This is a genomic window from Nonomuraea cavernae, from assembly GCF_014646355.1.
Lineage (GTDB): Bacteria > Actinomycetota > Actinomycetes > Streptosporangiales > Streptosporangiaceae > Nonomuraea > Nonomuraea cavernae.
The window spans coordinates 175,304-196,520 of sequence record NZ_BMNH01000001.1; the positions used below are offsets into that span (position 1 = coordinate 175,304).

20 protein-coding genes are annotated in these 21,217 nt (G+C 71.8%); 8 read left to right on the forward strand and 12 right to left on the reverse strand.

Going from position 1 to position 21,217, the window contains the following annotated elements; genetic code table 11:
• Positions 1 to 17 precede the first annotated feature (17 nt).
• From IEY82_RS00860 to IEY82_RS00885, 6 genes are read left to right on the forward strand one after another with little or no spacing between them, the layout of a single operon-like run.
• On the forward strand, positions 18 to 443 hold the full coding sequence (locus tag IEY82_RS00860; protein ID WP_189121991.1) for a VOC family protein: 426 nt from the start codon (positions 18 to 20) through the stop codon (positions 441 to 443).
• Positions 440 to 1,738, forward strand: coding sequence for an MFS transporter (locus IEY82_RS00865; protein ID WP_189121992.1), 1,299 nt, complete (start codon positions 440 to 442; stop codon positions 1,736 to 1,738). The genes IEY82_RS00860 and IEY82_RS00865 overlap by 4 nt, the downstream gene beginning before the upstream one ends.
• Positions 1,735 to 3,282 carry a condensation domain-containing protein gene (locus IEY82_RS00870; RefSeq protein ID WP_189121993.1) on the forward strand — a complete coding sequence of 516 codons (1,548 nt, stop codon included), beginning with the start codon at positions 1,735 to 1,737 and terminating at the stop codon, positions 3,280 to 3,282. Before IEY82_RS00865 ends, IEY82_RS00870 begins: the two co-directional genes overlap by 4 nt.
• A complete protein-coding gene (locus tag IEY82_RS00875; protein ID WP_189121994.1) occupies positions 3,279 to 4,889 on the forward strand; it encodes an Ldh family oxidoreductase in 1,611 nt (536 codons plus the stop codon). Before IEY82_RS00870 ends, IEY82_RS00875 begins: the two co-directional genes overlap by 4 nt.
• On the forward strand, positions 4,886 to 5,632 hold the full coding sequence (locus IEY82_RS00880; RefSeq protein WP_189121995.1) for a polysaccharide deacetylase family protein: 747 nt from the start codon (positions 4,886 to 4,888) through the stop codon (positions 5,630 to 5,632). The genes IEY82_RS00875 and IEY82_RS00880 overlap by 4 nt, the downstream gene beginning before the upstream one ends.
• Positions 5,614 to 6,420 (forward strand): glycosyltransferase family 2 protein, encoded by an 807-nt coding sequence (locus IEY82_RS00885; RefSeq protein ID WP_189121996.1) that lies wholly within the window; start codon positions 5,614 to 5,616, stop codon positions 6,418 to 6,420. Before IEY82_RS00880 ends, IEY82_RS00885 begins: the two co-directional genes overlap by 19 nt.
• Positions 6,421 to 6,441: 21 nt before the next feature.
• Here IEY82_RS00885 and IEY82_RS00890 read toward each other — a convergent pair whose 3' ends face one another.
• The 5 genes from IEY82_RS00890 to IEY82_RS00910 all read right to left on the reverse strand — a co-directional run bounded on the left by IEY82_RS00890 (position 6,442) and on the right by IEY82_RS00910 (position 13,923).
• The gene (locus IEY82_RS00890; RefSeq protein ID WP_189121997.1) at positions 6,442 to 8,343 is read right to left on the reverse strand and encodes an AfsR/SARP family transcriptional regulator; all 1,902 of its coding nucleotides are present in this window, start codon (positions 8,341 to 8,343) and stop codon (positions 6,442 to 6,444) included.
• Between the two features lie 181 nt (positions 8,344 to 8,524).
• A complete protein-coding gene (locus IEY82_RS00895; protein ID WP_189121998.1) occupies positions 8,525 to 8,767 on the reverse strand; it encodes a hypothetical protein in 243 nt (80 codons plus the stop codon).
• A gap of 115 nt (positions 8,768 to 8,882) precedes the next feature.
• Positions 8,883 to 11,030, reverse strand: coding sequence for an alpha/beta hydrolase family protein (locus tag IEY82_RS00900; protein ID WP_189121999.1), 2,148 nt, complete (start codon positions 11,028 to 11,030; stop codon positions 8,883 to 8,885).
• Positions 11,027 to 12,613 (reverse strand): peroxidase family protein, encoded by a 1,587-nt coding sequence (locus IEY82_RS00905; RefSeq protein WP_189122000.1) that lies wholly within the window; start codon positions 12,611 to 12,613, stop codon positions 11,027 to 11,029. Before IEY82_RS00905 ends, IEY82_RS00900 begins: the two co-directional genes overlap by 4 nt.
• A gap of 2 nt (positions 12,614 to 12,615) precedes the next feature.
• Entirely contained in the window at positions 12,616 to 13,923 is a 1,308-nt protein-coding gene (locus tag IEY82_RS00910) for a cytochrome P450 (protein ID WP_189122001.1), read from the reverse strand.
• Between the two features lie 221 nt (positions 13,924 to 14,144).
• On the opposite strand from IEY82_RS00910, the gene IEY82_RS00915 reads away from it, so the two are divergent.
• Positions 14,145 to 15,116: an acyl-CoA desaturase gene (locus IEY82_RS00915; RefSeq protein ID WP_189122002.1), complete on the forward strand. Its 972-nt coding sequence runs from the start codon at positions 14,145 to 14,147 to the stop codon at positions 15,114 to 15,116.
• A gap of 171 nt (positions 15,117 to 15,287) precedes the next feature.
• Positions 15,288 to 15,599, forward strand: a complete 312-nt coding sequence (locus IEY82_RS00920; RefSeq protein ID WP_189122003.1) for a DUF3817 domain-containing protein — start codon at positions 15,288 to 15,290, stop codon at positions 15,597 to 15,599.
• Here the strand turns inward: IEY82_RS00920 and IEY82_RS40225 are convergent.
• The 7 genes from IEY82_RS40225 to IEY82_RS38810 all read right to left on the reverse strand — a co-directional run.
• Positions 15,596 to 16,321 carry a lipoyl protein ligase domain-containing protein gene (locus tag IEY82_RS40225; protein ID WP_372459679.1) on the reverse strand — a complete coding sequence of 242 codons (726 nt, stop codon included), beginning with the start codon at positions 16,319 to 16,321 and terminating at the stop codon, positions 15,596 to 15,598. The genes IEY82_RS00920 and IEY82_RS40225 overlap by 4 nt on opposite strands.
• Positions 16,322 to 16,326: 5 nt before the next feature.
• Positions 16,327 to 16,998: a dihydrolipoamide acetyltransferase family protein gene (locus tag IEY82_RS00930; protein ID WP_189122005.1), complete on the reverse strand. Its 672-nt coding sequence runs from the start codon at positions 16,996 to 16,998 to the stop codon at positions 16,327 to 16,329.
• 4 nt (positions 16,999 to 17,002) lie between these two features.
• Positions 17,003 to 17,242 carry a biotin/lipoyl-containing protein gene (locus IEY82_RS00935; protein ID WP_189122006.1) on the reverse strand — a complete coding sequence of 80 codons (240 nt, stop codon included), beginning with the start codon at positions 17,240 to 17,242 and terminating at the stop codon, positions 17,003 to 17,005.
• Positions 17,243 to 17,275: 33 nt separating this feature from the next.
• Entirely contained in the window at positions 17,276 to 18,283 is a 1,008-nt protein-coding gene (locus IEY82_RS00940; protein ID WP_189122007.1) for an alpha-ketoacid dehydrogenase subunit beta, read from the reverse strand.
• A complete protein-coding gene (locus IEY82_RS00945) occupies positions 18,280 to 19,263 on the reverse strand; it encodes a thiamine pyrophosphate-dependent dehydrogenase E1 component subunit alpha (RefSeq protein ID WP_225261923.1) in 984 nt (327 codons plus the stop codon). Before IEY82_RS00945 ends, IEY82_RS00940 begins: the two co-directional genes overlap by 4 nt.
• 101 nt (positions 19,264 to 19,364) lie before the next feature.
• Positions 19,365 to 20,336: a sugar-binding transcriptional regulator gene (locus IEY82_RS00950; RefSeq protein WP_225261925.1), complete on the reverse strand. Its 972-nt coding sequence runs from the start codon at positions 20,334 to 20,336 to the stop codon at positions 19,365 to 19,367.
• 61 nt (positions 20,337 to 20,397) lie between these two features.
• Positions 20,398 to 21,217: ATP-binding cassette domain-containing protein (locus IEY82_RS38810; RefSeq protein ID WP_229697507.1), on the reverse strand; the 820-nt coding region annotated here is incomplete at its 5' end.

Sequence of the window (21,217 nt, forward strand, 5' to 3'; positions counted from 1 at the left end):
ATGAAAGGCATTCCCACATGAACGACCGCCGGCAGCCCCTGCCCTACGAGACCACCGCGATCACGTCCGCCTTCGGCCTCGGCCTGCACCACGTGCAGCTCGCCCTGCCGCCGGGCGAGGAGGACGTGTGCCGCCGCTTCTACGTGGACGTGCTGGGCATGACCGAGATCCAGAAGCCGCCGGTGCTCGCCGCCCGAGGCGGCCTGTGGGTGCGCACCGACGGCCTGGAGATCCACCTGGGCGTCGAGGAGGACTTCCGCCCGGCGCGCAAGGCCCATCCCGGCATCCTCGTGGCCGACCTCGACGCGCTCGCCGAGCACCTGAGCGGCCAGGGGGTCAAGGTCACCTGGGACGACAACTTCCCCGGTCACCGGCGCTTCTACGCCGTCGACTGCCACGAGAACCGGCTGGAGTTCCTCAGCCCAGACGAAGAGACGGGATGATGAAGGCTCCGCCCTTACTGCGCGGCCTGGCCCGCGACTGGATCGGCCTGCCCGATGTGCCCGGCGTACGGCGCTGGGCGTGGGTCGCGGTCATCGACGCCATCGGCACCGGCATGCGGATCCCGGTCACCGTGATCTACCTGACCACGGTGGTCGACCTGCCCGCCGCGTCGGTGGGCATCGGCCTCGGCGTCGCCGCCCTGGCCGGAACCGTGTGCGCGCCCCTGACCGGGGCGCTCATCGACAGGTTCGGCCCCAGGACGATGGTGATCGCCTGTTTCCTGACGGCGGCGGCCGGCTACTTCGGCTATCTCGCGATCTGGGACCTGGCGTCCTTCCTGGTGGTCGCGATCGTCGCCGAGATCGCCGAGCACAGTGGCCGCCCCGCCAAGCAGGCGCTGGTGGCCGCCATGGTCACCGCCGAGCAGCGGGTGCCCCTGATGGCCTTCCAGCGGTCGGTCCGCAACATCGGCTTCGGCCTCGGCGGGCTGACCAGCGCCGCGCTCCTGACCCTCGACGCCCAGGGCGGCTACCACGCCGTCCTGGCCGGTGACGCGATCTCGTTCCTGGTCGCCGCCGGGCTGGTCACCGGCATCCGTGTGACGCACCGGCGGGTCACCTCTCCTCAGGCCACCGAGCAGACTGTTCCGCCGGCAACCAGGGGCGGCTTCCGCGAGGTGCTCGCCGACCGCAGGTATGTCGCGCTGGCCGTGCTCAACACCATGGTCATGACCCACGTCACCGCCCTGAACGTGGGCGTGCCGCTCTGGATCGACCAGCACACCTCGGCCCCGCCGGGGCTGGTCGGCGTGCTGTTCGCGATGAACACGGCGCTGGTCGTGATCCTGCAGGTCCGGCTGACCAAGGGCGTCTCCACCGCGGGGCAGACGCCGCCGGTCTACCTGCGGGCCGCGGCCGCCTTCGCGCTCGCCGCCGTCGTCTACTGGGCGGCCTCGGTGGCCGGTGACGCGCTGGCGCTCGTGGTGGCCCTCCTGGTGGTCGCCGTGCTGGCCCACACCGTCGCCGAGTTGTACGGCGCGGTCGGCGAGTGGACGGTCTCCGTCAACCTCGCCCCGGAGCACCTGCGCGGGCGTTACCTGTCGCTGTTCTCCATCAGCTTCTCCGCGCACCAGGCCATCGGCCCGGTGCTCGTCATCCTCCTCATCACCCAGGCGCCCGAGCTCGCCTGGTTCGTCCTGGCCGCCGTCCTGGGGGCGGGCTGCCTGGCCAGCGCGTGGCTGGCCCGCGGCGCCCGAGAACCGGCCGAACCGAAAGAAATGAGCACCACGCCATGACCACACCTGGTTCCACCCACTCGGCGGCCGACGTGCTCGGCGAGGCCTGGCAGGCCGCGCTGGGCACGCCCCCGGCCGGGCCGGACGCGGACTTCTTCGCCTCGGGCGGCGACTCGCTGCTGGCGATCCGGATGCTGAGCCGGTTGCGGCAGGCCAGGGTCGCCTCGACCACCGCCGACATCCTGCGCGGGCGTACGTTCGGCGGCATCCTGTCCAGGCTTGAGGCCCGGGGCACGCCGGTCGCGGCGGCGCCGGTCGGCGAGGCCGGGGCCGGGGCCGTGCCGCTGCTGCCGACGCAGCGCCGGTGGATCGCGAACCGGTTCGCCGAACCCGACCACTTCTCCCTGGGCTGGATCTTCGACGTGCCCGAGCGCACGCCTGACGGCCGCCCCGTGGACACCGTCGCCGTGGAGGCGGCCGTGCTGGCCCTGGTCCGCGGGCACGAGGCCCTGCGTACCAGGTACCTGCTCGACGGGGACGGCGCGCCGCGCGCCGAGGTGCTGCCCGGAGTGCCGGACGGCGTGTTCGCGGTGGCGGACGTGCCCGGGGACGAGGTGCCCGGCGTGCTGCGGGCCGGATGGCGGGGGCACCGGCTGGCCGAGGGCCGGGTACTGGCCGCGCGCTGGCTGCCCGCGCAACGGCTGCTCCAGCTCGCCCTGCACCACCTGACGCTCGACGGCTTCTCCGTCGAGCTCCTCGCCGACGACCTCGAAGCGCTCCTCACCGGCGCCGAACCCGTGGCCGAACCCGGCACTCCCCGAGGCCAGGCCCAGGCCGTATCCACCTGGCTGGCCTCCGCCGAGGCGGAACAGGACGCCAAGGCATGGGCCGGACAGGACTGGCAGGAGGTGGCGCGGGTTCCCACCGAACTGGCCGGGCCGGGACTGCTGCCCAGCATGGACGTCGCGAGCGCCGAACTCGACGCGCGTGAGACAGCGGTGGCGCAGCGGCTGGCCACCGAGGCCGGGCTCACCTTCGAGTCGCTGGTGCTGGCCGCCGCCGCCACCGCGATCATGCGGTGTTTCGAGCTGCCCGCCGTCAGCGTGGACACCTATCACCACGGGCGCGACCGGCTACCGGGCGGCCCCGACATCACCTCCGGGATCGGCTATTTCCAGGCCAACTACCCCGTCGTGGTCACCGGCGGACCGGGCGACTGGCTGGAGCGCGCGGCGGCCGGGTTCGACCGGGTGCCGAAGAACCGGTTCGGCTTCGACGCGCTGCGCTTCGCCGGGCACCCCGCGCTGACCGACCTGCCGGGCAGCGGCATCCGGCTGAACTTCCGCAGCAGGATGAGCGAGATCAACGCCAGGACGTCGGACTGGCTGCCGCCGTCGAAGACCTCGGCCGGTGGCCGCCGCTCGCCCCGGCAGGCGGAGCCGTACCTGCTGATGCTGGAGGCCGACCAGGTCGGCGAGCGATTCGCCTTCGCCATCAAGTACAGCCGCGACCATTTCACCGGCCGGACGGTCGAGCACCTGGTGCGATCCACCCTCGCCCTGCTCGCGCGCACCGCGGTCGCCCATGGCGGGGTGGACGCATGACACCGCCGCCGTCCGAACTTTCGCCCGCGCTCCAACCGCCGTCGTCCGAACCGCCGCCCGCGCTCGAAGCGCCGCCGTCCGAACCGCCGCCCGCGCTCGAACTGCGGGACGTCGTGCTGTCCGTCGGGCCGCCGGGCGCCGAACGGGTGCTGCTGCGCGGCGCTGACCTGCGGGTCGGCGAGGGTGAGAAGGTCCTGCTGTCCGGGCTGGACCGCGAGGCCCGCAACAGCGTGACGGCCCTCCTGGACGGACGCATGTCCCCCAGGTACGGCGTGGTCAGCGCCGGCCGGGTGCGCAGCGGGCGACTCGGCCGGCTCCGGCCCAGTCCGGGCACCACGGTGCTGGACGCGGGCGACGGTCCCGACGGGGTGAGCCCGGCCGCCCTGCCGACGGCCGACGAGCCGGGCAGCGTGGTCGTTCTCGCCGGACATGACTGGGACGGGCCCAGCGTGCCCGGCCGGTACCGGTCGCTGCGGCTGGACGGCGGCCAGTTCGTCGAAACCCCGGCCACTCCCCGACCCGAATCCGCCTCCCGACCCGAATCCGACCCCCGACCCGAATCCGACCCCCGACCGGATTCCACCCGTGTCCGGCTGGCCGAGCTGCACCGCCGTACGGTGGAGGCGCTGCTGGCCGCCGGGGTGGACGAGCCGTCCGCCGAGGCCGCGAGCGGCGTGCTGGTCGACGCCGAGCGCCGGGGACACCGCTCGCACGGCATCGCCCTGCTGCCCACCTACCTGCGGCGGATCGAGGAGGGCGGGATCCGGCTCGGGACCCGGCCCCATCTCACCGAGATCAGCCCCACGATCGCCTCGGTGGACGCCGGCGGCGGCCTCGGCCAGCCCGCGGCCCGGCTCGCGGCGGAGTGGTGCGCCGCCAGGGCCGCCGAACACGGGCTGGCGGCCGTCGCGGTGCGCGACAACAACCACGTCGGGATGCTCGCCGCCTACCGGCACGCCTTCCAGGAGCGTCAGGTGGTGGGCCTCCTGCTCAACACCTCCGGTCCGTCGATCGCCGCCCCCGGCGCGAGCAGGCCGACCCTGGGCAGCAACGCCATCTGCCTGGTCACCCCCACCGACGGTGACGAGCCGTTCTGCGTGGACCTGGCCACCGGCGTCGTCGCCGCGGGCAAGATCAGAGACGCCGCGAACCGTGGCGTGGCCGTGCCTCCGGGGTGGTTGCAGGACGCCTCGGGCGCGCCCACCACCGACCCTCGCCAGCTCGACCGCGACGGCTCCATCCCGCTGTTCGGCGACTACAAGGGGCTGTGCGTCACGCTCCTGGCCGAGGTCCTGGCCGGCGCGCTGGCCGGTGGCCGGGTCAGCCCCGACGTCGGCAAGCAGCGCAAGCAGCTCGACCGGGTGATGGGCTGTTCGCAGCTGTTCGTCGGCTTCTCCGTCCGGCACTTCCCGTCCGGCGACACGCCGGAGGGCCTGTCCGGGTTCGTCCGGCGGCTGCGCGGGGCCGTGCTGGACGGCTACCCGGCGGAGCCGGCCCGCCCGTGGTTCCCCGACCAGCCGGAGGAGGACCACGCCGTGGGCGCCGACGCTCACGGGGTCGAGGTGCCGGCGTCGGTGCTGGCCGAGCTCGGCTGGGCGCTCCGGTGAGCGCCGTGCTCGCCGACCCCGCGCTGGGCTCCGCCCCCGGCTGGCCGCTGGTGCTGTACTTCCACCACGTCAACGCCCTCGTCGACCACTACACGGCGCTCTCACCGGACGACTTCCGGCGGGGTCTGGAGACGGTGCTGGACCTGGTCGGCCCGGCCCTCGACCCGGCCGCCGTCGGGCCCGGGTTCCGGCCGCCGGACCAGCCGAGCGTGCTGTTCACGTTCGACGACGGCTACCGGGACAATCTGGAGGTCGCGGCGCCGCTGCTCGCGGAGTTCGGCGTCAAGGTCCTGCTCTTCTGCGTCACGGGCGAGCTCGACGCGGCCGAACGGCTGAGCGAGCCCGAGCGGGCCGCGCTCCCGCCCAGGAAGTCCTTCCTCACCTGGGCGGAGGCCGAGCGCTTCAGCGCGTACGGGCACGTGCTGTCCGCGCACACCGTCAGCCATCTCCCGCTGCCCGAGCTCGGTCACGGGGAGGCCGCCGAGCAGGTCGCGGCCTCGCTGCGCGGGGTCGGCGAGCGGACCGGCGGGCCGGTGCGCACGTTCGCCTACCCGTACGGCCTGATCCCCGAGCGCTCTCCGGTCCCCGCCGGGGTGCTGGCGTTCGGCACGGTCAAGGCCGCGCCGGCGTCCTGGGCACACCGCCCGCTGCACATCCGCCGCACGTACCTGCCGGTCGGCCAGGTGGCGCGGTGGGCGGGCCTCGCTATTGGTTGGAGAAAGCAGTGGTTCGAATCTCAGTGATCATCCCCACCCGCGACAGGAGCTCTGACCTGCGGCGGTGCCTGGACGCGCTGGCAGAGTGCGCCCGCCGGCTGGACGGCTCGGACTGCCGGGCGAAGCTGCACCAAGTGATCGTCGTGGACGACGCCTCGGCCTCCGGGCACGCGACCGCGGCGGCCAGCTCCTCGACGCTGCCTGTCGAGGTGCTGCGCAACCGCGACCAGATCGGAGCCGGCGCCAGCCGGCGATGCGGGGTCGAGCTGGCCACCGGCGACCTGCTGGCCTTCCTGGACGACGACGCGGCCCCGCGAGGCGACTGGCTCATCCAGGCCGCGGCGGTGGACGATGAGCGGCCCGCGATCACCGGGCGGGTGCTCTGCTTCGACGACAGCCTGCTGTCACAGGCCCGCCAGGCCCGCTACGACGTCCGCTACGCCCGGTTGGAGCGCGACGCGCCGGTCGGTTTCTTCGCCGGTGGCAACAGCTCGGTCCTGACCGAGGTCTTCCATGAGGTGGGCGGGTTCGCGAGGGAGGGGACCGGCGGGGACAACAGCCTCGCCCAGTCCATGGCCGAGCGCGGCAGCCCGGTGCGGTTCCGGCCGGAGCTGGTCATCGCGCACCGCAACGGGAAGGGGTGGCGGCGGGCGCTGTCGGACGCGTGGTCCTCGGGGCGGCAGCACGCCGAGCGCATGACCGTGCCCCAGGGTGTGCGGGCGCTGCGGGAGGGAGCCGTCGGCAACACCCGGACGGTACGGGAGGTCAACCGGTTTCTCGGCGCGGTGCACGCGGTGGGGCGCTTCGCGCGATGACGCGGCCGTCGTCGGCTCGGCTCAGCGGCAGGGGAGGCACTTCTCGCTCTCACGCTGCCGCCAAAGCTCCACCGCGTACGCCCGCAGCAGCCCGTGCAGCACGTACGTGCCGGGCGCGTGCCGCGTGAGCAGGTGCGCGCCCACGAGCTCGTCGAGCAGCAGGCGCGCCCGATGCACGGACAGGTTGGTCAGTGCCGCGGCGTGATGCGCGGTGGCGGGCCCCGGATGCGACCCGAGAGCGCGGAACAGCCTGGCCGCGTCGTAGCCGACCGACCGGTACGACCAGGAGAAGACGGCCCGCAGGTCCGTGGCGGGATCACCACCCGTGAGAACGTCCAGGGGCGCCGAGCCCATGTCGGCGGCCAGCCGCGTGAGCGGACGCACGGGGTAGGCGGCGGCCCGCGCGGCGACGATGGCCAGCGCCAGTGGCAGCCCGCCGCACCCGTCGATGATCTCCTCGGCGGCCTCGCGCTCCGCGCGCACCCGGTCCGCGCCGAGCCGACCGGCCAGCAGCGTGTACGCCTCGGCGGGCGACAGCAGACCCAGAGTCAGCTGTTGCGCGCCTTCGGTGATGACCAGCGGCGTCAGGTCGGTCCTGCTGGTCACCACGGCCACGCACCCGGGCGAGCCGGGCAGCAGCGGACGGACGTGCGCCGTGTCCCTGGCATTGTCGAGCACCACCAGGATCCGCTTGCCTGCCAGCAGGCTGCGGTAGAGCCCGACCTGGGCCTGGAGTCCGGCGGGGCTGGCGTGCGGCGGCACACCGAGGGCGTCGAGGAGGCCGCGCAGGGCGTCAGCCGGATCCATCACCATTCCGCTGGGATCGAATCCTCGCAGGTCGACGTAGAGCTGCCCGTCGGGGAACTGCCCGGCCACCCGCTGCGCCCAGTGAACGGCGAGCGCGGTCTTGCCCACTCCCGGCGTTCCGGACACGGTCAGGATGACGGTGCTGGGCAACTCGCTGCCGCGGCCGCGTGCCATCGCGTGATCGAGCTGGTCGAGCTCGGCCAGCCGGCCGACGATCCGGCCTTCCCTGGCCGGCAGCTGCGCCGGGATGACCTGGCCGGGCAGGACGGGGAGGAGGTGCCCGGCAGTGACGGGGACGACCGGAACGACCGGGTTCGGCGTGCGGGCGACGGGCGCGGGCACGGGCGGGTCCAGAGCGGCGTCGTGATGCAGGATCGCCTCCTCCAGTGCGCGCAGCGACCGGCCGGGGGCGATGCCCAGCTCGTCCCCCAGCCTGCTCCGGATCTGGTGGAAGACGGACAGTGCGTCGGCCTGCCGCCCGGTCCGGTACAGCGCGAGCATCAGCTGCCGGTGCACGGCCTCGTCGAACGGATAGCGCCGGGTGAGGTCCTCCAACTCGGGAATCAGCGACGCGTGCTCGCCCAGGTCGAGCCGAGCGTCGGTGAGCATGTTGACCGCCATCAGACGGACCCGTTCGAGGCGCTCGGCCTGCTCGTCCAGCCAGGGGTGGGCGCTGAGGTCGTCCAGCGGCCGTCCCCGCCAGTGGGAGAGCGCGTCTCTGAGCTTGGCCGCGCGACCGCTCGCGTCCGCCGACCGCCGCGCCTGGTCGATGAGCCGCTCGGCCAGCTGCACATCCGTGGCGATCTCGCCCTGCTCCAGGCAGTATCCGGCCGGGCGGGTGACGATCGACTCGCACGCCCCGAACAGCCGCCGCAGGTAGGAGATGTGGCTCTGCAACGTGTTCACCGCGGTGACCGGCGATCGGCCGCCCCACACGACGTCGATCAGCCGATCGGTGCTGACCACCTCGCCCACCCTCAGGGCCAGCGTGGCCAGCGCGGTCTTCCTGCGCATCCCCGAGACGCATCGCACGGAGTCGCCGAAGATGACGTCGAGCGGCCCGAGCAGCCTGATCGTCACCGGTTCCGCCCCCGAGGCGGCCGAGGTCGTCGTCACCGGCGGAGCCAGGAGGGCGGCCGTCGGCCCGGACGCCGCGTCCTCCGGGAGCAGCCTCCGGTCGGGTGATGCGAGAGCAAGGCGTCTCCTCATTCTGGCGGTCAAACCCCATCAGAATGTCGCCATCTACTTGCAACCGTCTTGAATATCACTGATGACCGCAAACGGCAGGTGGGACGGCTCAGGAGCGCACCCGCCCGGCGCAACGGTGCAGGTGCGCGGCGGCCACGCTCAGATCGGCCGCGGCCGCCACGCAGGCGCCGAGGTGTGCGGTCACCGCCTCGCGCAGCCACGGAGGCGCGAGGCCGCCTGCCTCCAGCCCGGCCTCGATCTTCCGCAGGCGTTCGACGCACTCGGCGAGTGTCCGGGCGTCGGACTGCAGCACGACGGCATGGGCGGCGATCGCCGCGGCTTCATCTGACATGGCTCCTCCGGTCAGAAGATCGGAACCAGGCGGCGGTCGCCCGGTTCGCCTGAGATGAGTCCTCCGGTTAAGGAACGGCAGGACAACGGCCGCCCGGCTGACAACGGCATTCCGGTCAGAGGGGCGGCATCGGAGTGGCGGCGTGCCGGAGCGTCTGGCGGGCACCGGCCGACAGGCAGAGCAGCGGACGGGCGCCGTCGAGACCCAGCTCGCGAAGCCGGCGGGCCAGCGGGTGAGCCGACCGTGGCGCCACGGCCAGCCGCAGTCGTGGCACGGGATGGAGACGACCCAGGCCGCGGGTCCGCAGGCAGGAACGCAGCGTCGTGCCCGCCTCCCACGTGTAGCCGACCAGGTCGGGGTCGCTCGCGGGCAGCCCGGGGCCGAGGAGGCCGCGCAGAGACAGCACCCAGTCGTCGGCCGCGCCGGCGGTGACGCGCGCGGACCTGTTGGTGAGCTCGAACTCCAGAGGCGCGAGGTACGGCTCGCCACCCCACAACCGCGGCGCCACGGCCGAGACGGCGGCGGCGTCGACCACCGAGCCGGCCAGGTAGCTGCCCGAGCGCCGCCGGTCGGCGCCGCGCAGCAGGTCGGGCCAGACGCGTGACGACCGTGTCCACCACGGGCCGGGTACGACGATCCCCAGGTGGAGCTCGCGGTAGCCGCCCACGCTGGTGCGCCGGTTCCAGGACGCGTACAGGGCGACGAGGGCACGGCCCGCGAGCCGCACGGCGGGGCCGAACCCGGTGCCGGCCAGCAGCTCCGCCGCCGCACCCGGATCCGCGGCGAAGTACGCCGTGAGCGCGCTGCCGTCGTGACACCTGATCGGCAGCTCGACGGGGCCCTCCGGGCCGTCCACCGGGTAGGTGGGCACGGTGAGGAAGGGGAACCCCTCAGGGTCGGGCGCGCGGTCGAACAGGAGGTAGGCCTGCGAGCGGACGACCGGCCCGTGGTAGGGCGCGAGCTGCCCGTCGATCCGGTCACGGGCCTCGATCAGGTCGTCGGCGATGTTGGCGATGTAGTGGTCGATGCTGTGGCAGAGCGGGAAGAGGTGGGTGGAGTCGAAGTAGTCGACCACGTACCAGCCGGGATGCAGGTCGAAGCAGCCGCCCGCGCCCTGCCCGTCGAGGGTGGGGATGATGTCGTGCTGGTTGGTGACGCTGGCGACCCAGGTGCGGGGGTCGGCTGGTCTTTTGAAGTCGATGGGCGAGCCGACCGCCACGGCGTGCGTGACGGTGTGACGGGCGCAGAACTCCGGATCCTGGGCCAGGTTCATGATGGCCGCGCCACCCGCGCTGTGCCCGATGAGCGCCAGCTCGGCCCCCTGGGGCAGGCCGTAGTCGGCCACGGCCTCGGCCAGCGCGCGACTGTAGGGGCTGCTGTCCAGCACGGCGCTGCTGAAGGCGCCGAGCAGGTCCTGGGGCGAGTCGAGGTCAGGCCGTCCCGCCCGCATGCCGGGGGCCTGGACGATGTGGCGCACCACCCCGTCGGGGCCCTCGACGCTCTGGATGAGCACCCGCCCCGTCGTGCCCACCGCGCTGACGTTGCGCAGGAACCCGAGCAGCGACCCCCGCGAGCAGAGCCGCGCGGACTCGGCGTCGGTCAGGTCGACGCGGCGGGCGGCTCCCTCCCCCGTGTCGAGGACGGCGATGGCCCGGTTGCTCAGGCCGGTGATCGGGTCGGCGGTGGCATAGCCCCCGCCGGTGGCGATCAGCCAGGCGGCGTCGTCGTTGAGTGGGTTCTCGTCCAGCAGCGCCCGCAGCGCGAGGACCTCGCCGAAGACCGGGGCGAGCTCGCTGAGCGCGCGCACCGCGCCCCGATCCTTGAGCAGGGCGCGCAGCGCGCGGAAGGCCGCCAGGTCGCGGTCGGCCGCGACCGCCTCGATGAGCCGGCCGAGCATGGGGTCGCCGGTCAGCTCGGGGTGGTCGACGGCCACTGCGGCGATCCGCAGCCGCAGCGAGGTGGCCAGCACGCGCACCGCCAGGCTCTCCGTGCCCGCCATGGCGCCGAAGGCCGCCGCCAGCGCGCCCAACCGGCCGCCGGCGAGCGCGTATCCGAGGCCGTCGCCGTTGGCCAGGGAGCGCAGCAACGAGCGGTGGGCCGAACAGGCCGCCGAGGGGGCGTGCGGCAGGGCGCGGAGCAGGGCGCCGTCCGTGAGCGCGGCGGTGGCGTGGACCGACGCCTCACGGATCATGACCCCGATGTCGACCAGCTCGCGGGCCGCGGCGCGCAGCGACCCGGCGGCCGGGCCGGTCTCCCCGCTCACCGCTCGGCCCGTCGGGACATGCTGACGAAGTGGGGGCGCGGATCCTCCGGGACGTTGCGGCGTAGCACGTCGGACAGGGTTTTCGTGGTCGCGATGATCCGCAGGCCGTGCGCGGAGAACGTCTCGGCGTTGAACACCCGTGGGGACAGGAGCGGGTTGGTCAGCGCCTGGGAGAAGGCGTCAATGGCGATGATCTTCGTGAGGAGCGGCGGCAGGATGGCGTCGGGCGCGCCGGGTTCCTCGGCGAACAGGCCGACGTACAGATCGAGGTCGTCGACGCTGCGGTAGAGCTCGCGCAGCGCGCCGCTGACCCGCTCGTCACCGGAGACGTGCTCGAAGCGGCGAATGCGGGGGAAGCGGCAGTGCTCGCGGTAGCTGTTGTAGGGGGCCAGGCTGAGCGCGCGCGAGTCGGCGATGCTGGCCACGTCGACCTCCCGCAGGACGGGATCGGTGTTGAACAGGCCGATGCGGCCGGCCCGCTGGCGGGAGGCGTCGTCGAACAGCCGGCCGAGACCGGGCTCGGGCATCAGCGCGCCGGCGACCAGAGTCTGCTCCATCGGCAGCTCGCGTTCGCCCACGGACAGCCAGGAAGGGATCAGGCTGTGCCAGCGGTAGACGAGGTTGAACTCCACCGAGGCCCAGTTCTCGCGGTGCCAGGGCGCACGGGCCAGCATCGACGACAGCCCCGAGTCCAAGGTGAAGCGGAAGTGGTAGGGGGTGATGTGGTTGATGTACTCCTCGACCACCAGCTTGATCAGCAGCACGATGAGGATGTTGCGCGCGGTCTGGAAGAGCCGCTCGTCGTCCCAGCCCGGATGGCAGGCGGCCAGCAGGCGGGCCACCCGGTTGTGCTCGCGCAGGAACAACACCGTCAGCATGGTGAAGCCGATCTGGATGTTGCCCCGGTCGCTCCCGGTCGCGAACAGCGTGTCACGCTGCTCGTCGGTCATCTCCGCGAAGCGGATGACGCTCAGCGCGGCGAACTCCGGTTTGATCTTGCCGTTCTCGCACAGGTAGGGCGGGAACTCCCCGCCGTTGATGATCTGGCTCTTGAGCAGCCCGCCGTCGAACGTGCGCAGCGCGGCCGTCATCTCCGCGTGCAGGCCGTAGACCTGGTTGAGGTCGATCTGGTGGTTGGAGGTGTTACGGCGCGGGTCGCGCGGGATGTTGACGTCACCGCGCAGGAAGCCGTCGGTGAACCACTGGGCGAAGTAGGCGAACAGCACCGTCGAGCGCGGGCAGGGGATCATGGTGTCGCCACGGGTGAAGAGGTCGGCGGCGCGCTGGGGGCTGGGCCGCCCGCTCTCGTCCCCGGCGAACGGGGGCAGGTGCCTGCCGCTGTAGGTGCGGTCGGTCAGCGAGACCCACGACGTGTAGTCGGCCATCGTGCTCAGCGGCTCCGGCCGGGGCGGCATCTCGCGGATCGCGTGGTCGATCAACGAGGCGTTGAGCCGCGACCGTAGCGGCTGGACGGTCTGTACGAGCTCCCAGAACGGCCGGCCGCTGGTCAGAGCCAGAAACCTGAGCCGGTTGGCCGCTCCGTCGGTGGCGATGCCGCGTGCCGTCGTCCTGCCTGCCGCCATGCTCATCCCTCCTGACCGTCGGCGCCGAGTCCGAGGAGGAACCGGTCGGGGAAGATCCCTTGGGAGCGGGCGATCCGGCCTTCCGGCGGCGGCAGCAGGCGCACGCCGGGGCGCAACAGCAGGCGGCGCACCGCCTCGCAGACGACGGCCCTGGCGGGATGCACGCCGAGGCAGGCGTGATGGCCGTAGCCGAAGAACAGCTGGTGGTGACCCGGCCGGTCGAGGCGGAACTCGTGGGGCGCCGTCACCACGTCCGCGTCGAACATGGCCGAGGCCGGAGCCGCGAGCACGACCGTGCCGGCGGGGATCAGGGTGCTGCGCGGGGTGCCGGCGGCCAGCACGTAGTCGCGCTCGCACAGCCGGGGAAGCAGCTTGAAGAACGGGTTGAACCGCAGCGCCTCCCAGACGTAGCGGTCGAAGCGGCCCGGGTCGGGGTCGGCGGCCGCCTTGACGGCCTCCGCGAGCACCTGGGGACGCAGAAGGAGCTGCTCGACGGCCTCGACCATGGCTCCGGGCCCGCTCTCCACGAACCCGAGGGGCAGGCCGGCCATATTGATCAGGATGCGCTCGTCGTCGAGGCCGATCTCCGACGGCAGGGTGGTGCGGGCGAGCCGGGTGAAGATGTCGTCGGGCAGGTCGAGCCCCGCCCGCAACGCGGCCCTGTGCTCGGCGAGCCGGCCGCGCAGATAGTCGATCATCTCCGCGCCCGCGCGGATCGACGCGGCCTGAATCTCCGGGTCGCCCAGGAAGTTGGCGAACCCGTCGGTGACGATGGCCCGGGTCCACCGCGACAGGGTCTGCTGGTCCGGGCCGGGGAAGCCGAAATAGCCAGCGGACACGCCCAGGGCGACGGGACGGAACAGCGCCTGGACCGCGTCGACTCGGCCGTACGGCAGGGCGGCGTCGAGCAGCTCGTCCGCGATGCGACCCGCCAGCTCGCGGGCACCGGCCGTGTCGCGCGGGTCGAGCATGACCCTCATCAGGCCCTTGTCCCGCCAGTTCGTCGGGGTGGCGTCGCGGCCCAGCATGAACGGGCCGCCGAGCGCGGCGTCGAGCCGCGGGCCGAAGATCCGGACGGAGAAGACCTCCTCGCGGGACAGCACCTCGGTGACGTCGGCGAAGCGGGTCACGACCGTGAAGGCGGGGGTGACGAAGACCGGGCGTCGCTCGCGCAGCTCGGCGAACAGGGCGCGCCAGTCGGTGCGCATCCACTCGCGGACGAGGCCGAACGCGGACATCGGGTCGCGGGCCAGTGCCTCGTCGTATCTCTCCAGATGGCTGCCCGTGGTTGCCTGATCGACAGCGCCCATGCCGTGGCCCCTTCCGTTGTGACGTCGGACCGAACAGAGATCATCACGTTGTGTGGCCACCACAATCTAGGCGGCCGAAACCCCCTCCCCTGATGGCTACCGTATGGAGTGTTCTGCTTCCTCTGGGTGATGGCTTCATCACTCGGCGGCCATTGCCGTGATCCCGGCGGACGACCGTTGAATGAGGAGCCGTATCGTCCTCGCCGATCACGGGAGCAAGCGTGAACTCGTCCTCCATCCCGCAGCCGGATTCGGGCACGGCGGAGACGGCGCCGGTCACCACCGGCCGCCGGACCGTCTACCTGATCGTCCTCGTGGTGCTCCCGGTGCTGCTGCCGGCCCTGGCCGTGCCCGCCGCCTGGGGCTGGGGCATCGGCCCGCGCGACGTGGTCATCGCGGTCGTGATGTACCTGATCAGCATTTTCGGGATCGCCATCGGCTATCACCGGCTCTTCACCCATCGGGCCTTCAAGTGCGCCAGGCCGCTGCGCATCGCGCTCATGCTGGCCGGCGGCATGGCGGTCGAGGGGCCGGTCACCCTGTGGACGGCCGAGCACCGCCGCCACCACAAGTACGCCGACCGCGAAGGCGACCCGCACTCACCGTGGCGCTACGGCGACGACGGCCTGGCCCTGCTGCGCGGCATGACGCACGCCCACATCGGCTGGTTCTTCACGGCCCGCCGGCGCTCCAGCCCACGGCACTGGGTGCCCGACCTGCTGGCCGATCCGGACGTGCGCCGGTTCGACGCCGCCTACCCGGCCGTCGCGGCGCTGTCGTTCGCGCTGCCCGCCGTGGTGGGCGGGCTGTGGTCGATGTCCTGGACGGGCGCGTGGACCGCCTTCTTCTGGGGCGGGCTGGTCCGCTACGCCGTGGTGCACCACGTCACCTGGTCGGTCAACTCCGTCGCGCACACTTTCGGCGACCGTCCGTTCCGGACCAGGGACCGCTCGTCGAACGTACGGTGGGTGGCGCTGCTGACGCTCGGTGAGGGCTGGCACAACTGGCATCACGTCGAACCCACCTGCGCCCGGCACGGGGTGCTCCGGGGCCAGCTCGACCCGAGCGCCCGGCTGATCCGCTGGTTCGAGCGGGCGGGCTGGGCGCACGACGTGCACTGGCCGTCCTCCGACCGCCTGGCCGCGCGCCGGACCGACCCGGCACGACCGGCGCGACCCGACCGACGGGACTGAACGGGCTGACCGACCCGACCGACGGGACTGACTGGGCTGATCGGGCCGACCGGGCTGACCGGCGCGGCTGACCCGTCTCTCCGATCACTGTCCCGGGCGCCGGAGCCGCAGCGACCACCTTCCTCTACAGGCTGTAGAGTATGCGCCGGTGTTCGGGTGAAAGGGAGAGACATGCTGCGCTGGTTCCGAGCCGTGGCGGTGGCCGAGGCCTGCTCATGGGCGGGACTGCTGATCGGGATGTTCTTCAAGTATGTGACCGCGACCGGGGACCTCGGGGTGAAGGTGTTCGGGCCGACCCACGGGGCGCTGTTCGTGCTGTACGCGGCCGGAGTGATCCTCGCGGCCCGAGAGGCGGGCTGGAGCCGGGGCACGGTGCTGCTGGGCCTGGCGTGCGCGGTCCCGCCGTTCACCTCGCTGTGGTTCGAACGGCGGATGGCGGCGCGAGCGGCCCGCCGTCCGCACACGGCACCGGCCGCCGGCTAGCCGCGGGCTCCCACGGGGGCCGGGGTGGTGGTGTCGAGGATGTCGCCGGAGCGTACGAGTCCGTGCGTGACGTACGCCGTGGTGATCGCGGCGGCGACGATGTGTGGCTGGAAGATGCCCGTCTCCTCCTCGACCGTGCCGATCGTCGAGGGGTCCAGTTCGAGGTCCAGCGCGTCGTAACAGGACAGAGCCACGTCGCGCAGGGCGGCGCCGCCGTTGACCTGTACAACGGAGCTGACCAGCCAGGAACGCCCCCGGATGCGCTGGGCGATGCCGGCGATCTTGACTCGGCCCCGGGCGTTGACGCTGTGGTCGCCCGGACAGTATTCCCGTGGCACCGGACCGACGCGGGCGTCCAGGCCGAGGGAGGCCAGGGCGGCGCGCAGCGCCTCCGCGACCGCGGCGAAGCGGTGGTGCGGGGACACGACGCCGACCGGGTCGACGCCGTAGTGATCGAGCACCAGGCTGCCCTCATGCAGAGGGGCGGCCGATCCCCCGACCGGGCGAACGTGGGCGGCGAAGCCATGTGCCGCGACCGCCGCGGCGGCGGACTCGAATCGGGGGTTCCTCGTGTCGCGGCGGCTGAAGGCGACGACCGGCGGCAACCGACGGACATGCAGGATGGGGGATGCCCGCTCTTCTCGCGAGAGCTTCAGCAGGAGACCCGCGACATGCCGAAACGGGTCTCCCTCCGGGGGGCCGGTCCGATCGGCGGGGAGCATGGGGATCAAGGCGTCTCGATCAGGGCGCGCAACTCGGCGAGGAACGCGGCGCCCGTCGCGCCGTCGACCGCCCGGTGATCGCAGGTGAGCGTGAAGTCGGCCTGGGGGACCCACTCCGCCACCCCGTCACGGCGGACGTACCGCTCGGTGGTCGCGCCGATCGCCAGGATCGCCACCTGCGGCACGTTGAGGATCGCGGTGAACCGGTCGACGCCCTGCATGCCGAGGTTGGAGATCGTGAAGGTGCCGCCCGTCACGTCGGCCCTGCCGAGCCGGCCCTCCCGAGCCCGGGAGACGAGATCACGGCGGGCGGCCCTGATCTCCGGCAGCGCGAGCCGGTCGGCGCCCTGGACGACGGGGACCATGAGGCCCGCGTCGGTCGCGACCGCCACCCCGATGTTGACCTCGTCGAACCGCGTGACCGTCAACTCGTCGTACCACGCGTTGAGCTGCGGGTGCTCCACCAGTGCTCGCGCGCAGCACTCGATCAGTCTGTCGGTCACGGTCGCCCCGGCGGCGCGCCGCTTCACGGCGAGCGCGGCCGACATGTCCACGGTGATCGTCAGAGTGAAGGCCGGCGCTTCCCACGCCTTGATCATCCTGCGCGCGGCGGTCCGCCTGATGCCGGTCAGCGGCACCACGTCGCGAACGGCGGGGCCGTTCCCGTCCACGGTCATCGCCCTAGTCCGTCTCGATGACGGCGATGACCGCGCGAACGTCCACGGTCTCTCCCTCGGTCGCCAGGATCTCGGTGAGAGTGCCGGTCGCCGGAGCCTCCACGGTCTCCTCGACCTTCTCGGCCTCGACATCGACGAGCGGCTCGTCCTCGACGACCCGCTCGCCGACCTTCTTGAGCCAGGTGGAGATCGTGCCCTCGCTCATGCCCATTCCCCATTGCGGGAGGAGGACTTCAACCCTCATTGTCAGTTCCTTTCCTGTATATCCGATTTATCGTTAGGCCGGCTTGAGACCGGTCACCCGCCGGAGCGCGGCGGCGATGCCGTCGCGGGTGGGGTACATCTGCTGCTCGAGGCTGGGGCTGAACGGGATCTGCATGTCCGGCGCGGTGAGCCGCACGATGGGGGCCTTGAGCGCGTCGAACACCTCCTCCGCGACGAGGGCCGAGATCTCGGCCGCGGCGCCGCAGGTACGGTGGGCCGGCTCGACGACGACGAGCCGCCCGGTCTTCGCGACCGAGGTGAGGATCGCGGCCGTGTCCAGGGGCACGAGCGTGCGCGGGTCGATGACCTCGACCGACACGCCTTCCTCCCCAAGGCGGTCGGCGGCCGCGCACGCGTCGGGCACGGAACCGGAGATCGCGACGAGGGTGACGTCGGTTCCCTCCTTCACCGTCCGCGCGACTCCCAACGGGATGCGGAAGGGCTCGTCGCCGACCTCGCCCTTCAGCCCCCACAGCTTCACGGCCTCGAACGCCAGCACCGGGTCATCGGAATCGATGGCGGCACGGAGCAACCCCTTGGCATCCTCGGGTGACGCGGGAGCGATGATCTTCAGCCCGGGTACGTTCATGAACATCGGGTACGGCCGGTCCGAGTGATGCGCGCCCGTGTTGAGGCCGTAGAACATCGCCGAGCGGAAGACCACGGGCATGGACGCCTGGCCGCCGAACATGTAGCGGTTCTTGGCGACCTGATTGACGAACTGGTCCATCGCCATGTACAGAAAGCTCGAATAGGACAGGTCGACGATGGGACGCAGCCCGGTCATCGCGGCGCCGGCCGCGATGCCCACGATCCCTTCCTCGGAGATCGGCGTGTTCCTGATGCGGTTGCGGCCGAACATCTGCAGGAAGTCGCCTTCGCTGCTTCGGGACTTTCCGCCGCCCGTCGTGCCGTAGACGTTGGCCTCGACGTCCTCGCCCACGATGACGACGCGCTCGTCGGCCTCCATCGCCTCGCGCTGCGCGGCGCCGATGGCTCCGAGATAGCTCATGATGCTCATACGGCGGTCACCTCGTCGGTGTACAGGTCCTCGAATGCGACGGACGGCTCGGGATAGGGACTCTCGTTTGCGAACTCGACCGCGCGATCGACCTCTTCCATGACTTCCGCGTCGAGCTGCTTGAGCTGCTCGTCGGTGATGCCGCGGTCGCGCAGGTGCCCGGCGAGGCGATCCAGCGGATCACGGCTGAGCCACTCACTGATCTGCTCTTTGTCGCGGTAGTTGTCGATGCGCAGGCCCTCGGAGTGCTCGTTGAAGCGGTAGGTCATGACCTCCACCAGGCTCGGGCCCTCGCCCGCCCTGGCGCGGTCGGCCGCGGTCTTCACCGCGTCGTACACCGCGATCACGTCCTGGCCGTCGTCGACCCGGACGCCGGGGATGTCGAACCCGGCCGCGCGCTCGAAGATGTTGCCGGAGGTCACGGTGTGCGCCGGCGTGCTGAGCGCGTACTGGTTGTTCTCACACAGGAAGATGGCCGGCAGCTTCCAGACGCCCGCCATGTTCATGGCCTCGTAGAGCACTCCCTGGTTGGCGGCGCCGTCGCCGAAGAACGCGAGGGAGACCCGCGGGCGGCCGAGGAGCTTCGACGCGAACGCGGAGCCGGTCGCGATCGGGATGGAGGAGCCGACGATGCCCGACTCGCCCAGGCTGCCGACCGAGAAGTCGGCCAGGTGCAGCGACCCGCCCTTGCCCCGGCAGACTCCGGTGGCCTTGCCGACGAGCTCGGCCATCAGCGGGCCGAGCGGCGAGCCCTTGCCGATGGGGTGGCCGTGGCTGCGATGGTTGCCCGTCATGTAGTCGTCGTCATCGAGCGCCATGCAGGAGCCGACGACCTGAGCCTCCTGGCCGATGCTCGTGTGCACGGTTCCAGGGATCAGGCCGCGTTTGACCATCTTCGCCGCGCGCTCCTCGAAGCGCCGGATGCGCGTCATCCGCCGCTGCATCTCCAGCAGCGTGGACGTGGGTATGTCGGTTCGCACAAATCCTCCCTTGCATATATATTCAAACACGAATGATTATTCTCAATGATAGCGACGAAGGGCCGGGCAGCACCTTTCGGGTTCTGCGCCGGTTCTTCCGGTCAGTTGTCGGCGGCCAGCGCCTGCGCGTTCACCAGGTCGGTGACGATGACGTCGACCCACCCCCCGCGAAGGGCTCCGCGGATGGCCTCGAACTTGCGCGCGCCACCGGCAATGCCCACGCGTCGCGGTGTCTTCAACAGCGCCTCGACCCCGATGCCCACCACCAGGTCGTTGAACTCGGTGTCGATCGGCCGGCCATCGGCGTCGAAGAACCGCATCGCCACGTCGCCCACCGCGCCGAGCTCGCGCAACGTCCGCATCTGCGCCTCTGACACGGCGTTGCCGGAGACCTGGAGCAGTGGCGACGGCGTGACGCTGCCGATGCCGACGAGAACATCGGTGAGACTTTCCCAGGCCGCCGCCGTCTCGACGACGTTCGGGTCCTGGAAAAGGGCCTCACGCGCGGACGGCGTCGCGACGATGCCCGGCGTGGGCAGGAACATCGGGGTGCCGCCCACGATGCGGGCCAGCCGGAACGTGAGCTCTGTCGCCTTGAGCTGTGCCGCCGGCTGTCCCACTCCGCCCATGATCTGCACGATCGACTCGGCACGCCGACGCTTGAGGGGCACCATCGAGTCGACGGTCGCCAGCAGGGTCTCCGACCAGGAGGAGAACCCGACCCGCGCGCCGTTCGTGAGCGTCGCCTCAAGGTAGGTCGCCGCCGCGGCGCCCAGCGCCCACATGGTGGAGCGTTCGTCGCCGCTGCTCTCGACGACGAGTGCCTGCCGCAGCCCGTACTTCCGGACGAGCTGCTCCTCCAGCTCCGGATAGACCCCCTCGGGCGGCAACACGACCGTGCGGACGATCCCCATCTCCACCGCCTGCTTGAGCCACCGCGACACCCGCGACTGAGAGATGCGCAGCTGCTCGGCGATCGCCGGCTGCGTCATGTTCTGCTCGTGGTACATCCGCGCGACCTGCACGATCATGGTCACGGAATCGCGACTCTCGGTGCCTGTTCTCCCAATCACGTGGCTTCTCCTTTCTGAACCGTCGTTGTCGCTGATCGCTCAGGTCCGCGGTGGCACCTGTTCACTGGGTGGCGTACGCCATGACGCGGTCGGCGGTCGCGTCGGCCGCCTCCATGATCCCTTGATTCCGTCCCTGGGCCAGAACCATGACCCGATGGGCGAGACCGAGCACCTCTTCCAGGTCGGAGGAGACCACGATGATCGCCTTGCCCTGCCGCGCGAGCTCGGCGATGACCTCGTAGATCGACGCTCGCGCGCCGACGTCGATGCCCCGGGTCGGCTCGTCGAGGATGATGACCTTCGGATCCGACGAGAGCCACTTGGAAAGGACGACTTTCTGCTGGTTGCCGCCGGACAGGGTCGCCACCGGGTCACCGACGCCGCCCTTGACGCCGAACCGCTCCGCGGCCTTCCGGGCGAATCGGGTGACGTTCGAAGGGGTGACGAAGCCCCACCGGGTTATGGCGGCGAGGTTCGGCAGCGCGATGTTGTCCTCGATGGTGTCGGAGAGGATGACGCCCTGCCGCTTGCGATCTTCGGGAATGAGGACGACTCCCGCCGCCTTGGCCGCGATGGGATCGTTCGGCGCGAGCGGCACACCGTCGACCTTGATCTCGCCGCGGCGGAGGGGCTCCAGAGAGGCGATGGACCGCACCAGTTCGGTGCGTCCGGCGCCGACGATGCCCGCGATGCCGAAGACCTCTCCGGCACGTACGGTGAGTGAGATGTCCTCGAAGCGGCCGGCCCGGTCGGAGATGCCTTCGACCGACAGAACGACCTCCTCGCGCGGGGCGTCGAAGTCCGGAAAGAGCCGGTCGACGCTGCGTCCGACCATCTCCCGCACCAGCACGTCAGGGGCGATCTCCCCGCTGTCGTGGGGC

What these genes read in the sequence shown, in the direction of transcription:
- IEY82_RS00860 (WP_189121991.1), top strand. Translation starts at nt 18, where the DNA reads ATGAACGACCGCCGGCAGCCCCTGCCCTACGAGACCACCGCGATCACG.
- IEY82_RS00865 (WP_189121992.1), top strand. Translation starts at nt 440, where the DNA reads ATGATGAAGGCTCCGCCCTTACTGCGCGGCCTGGCCCGCGACTGGATC.
- IEY82_RS00870 (WP_189121993.1), top strand. Translation starts at nt 1,735, where the DNA reads ATGACCACACCTGGTTCCACCCACTCGGCGGCCGACGTGCTCGGCGAG.
- IEY82_RS00875 (WP_189121994.1), top strand. Translation starts at nt 3,279, where the DNA reads ATGACACCGCCGCCGTCCGAACTTTCGCCCGCGCTCCAACCGCCGTCG.
- IEY82_RS00895 (WP_189121998.1), bottom strand. Translation starts at nt 8,767, where the DNA reads ATGTCAGATGAAGCCGCGGCGATCGCCGCCCATGCCGTCGTGCTGCAG.
- IEY82_RS00905 (WP_189122000.1), bottom strand. Translation starts at nt 12,613, where the DNA reads ATGGCGGCAGGCAGGACGACGGCACGCGGCATCGCCACCGACGGAGCG.
- IEY82_RS00910 (WP_189122001.1), bottom strand. Translation starts at nt 13,923, where the DNA reads ATGGGCGCTGTCGATCAGGCAACCACGGGCAGCCATCTGGAGAGATAC.
- IEY82_RS00920 (WP_189122003.1), top strand. Translation starts at nt 15,288, where the DNA reads ATGCTGCGCTGGTTCCGAGCCGTGGCGGTGGCCGAGGCCTGCTCATGG.
- IEY82_RS40225 (WP_372459679.1), bottom strand. Translation starts at nt 16,321, where the DNA reads ATGCTCCCCGCCGATCGGACCGGCCCCCCGGAGGGAGACCCGTTTCGG.
- IEY82_RS00930 (WP_189122005.1), bottom strand. Translation starts at nt 16,998, where the DNA reads ATGACCGTGGACGGGAACGGCCCCGCCGTTCGCGACGTGGTGCCGCTG.
- IEY82_RS00935 (WP_189122006.1), bottom strand. Translation starts at nt 17,242, where the DNA reads ATGAGGGTTGAAGTCCTCCTCCCGCAATGGGGAATGGGCATGAGCGAG.
- IEY82_RS00940 (WP_189122007.1), bottom strand. Translation starts at nt 18,283, where the DNA reads ATGAGCATCATGAGCTATCTCGGAGCCATCGGCGCCGCGCAGCGCGAG.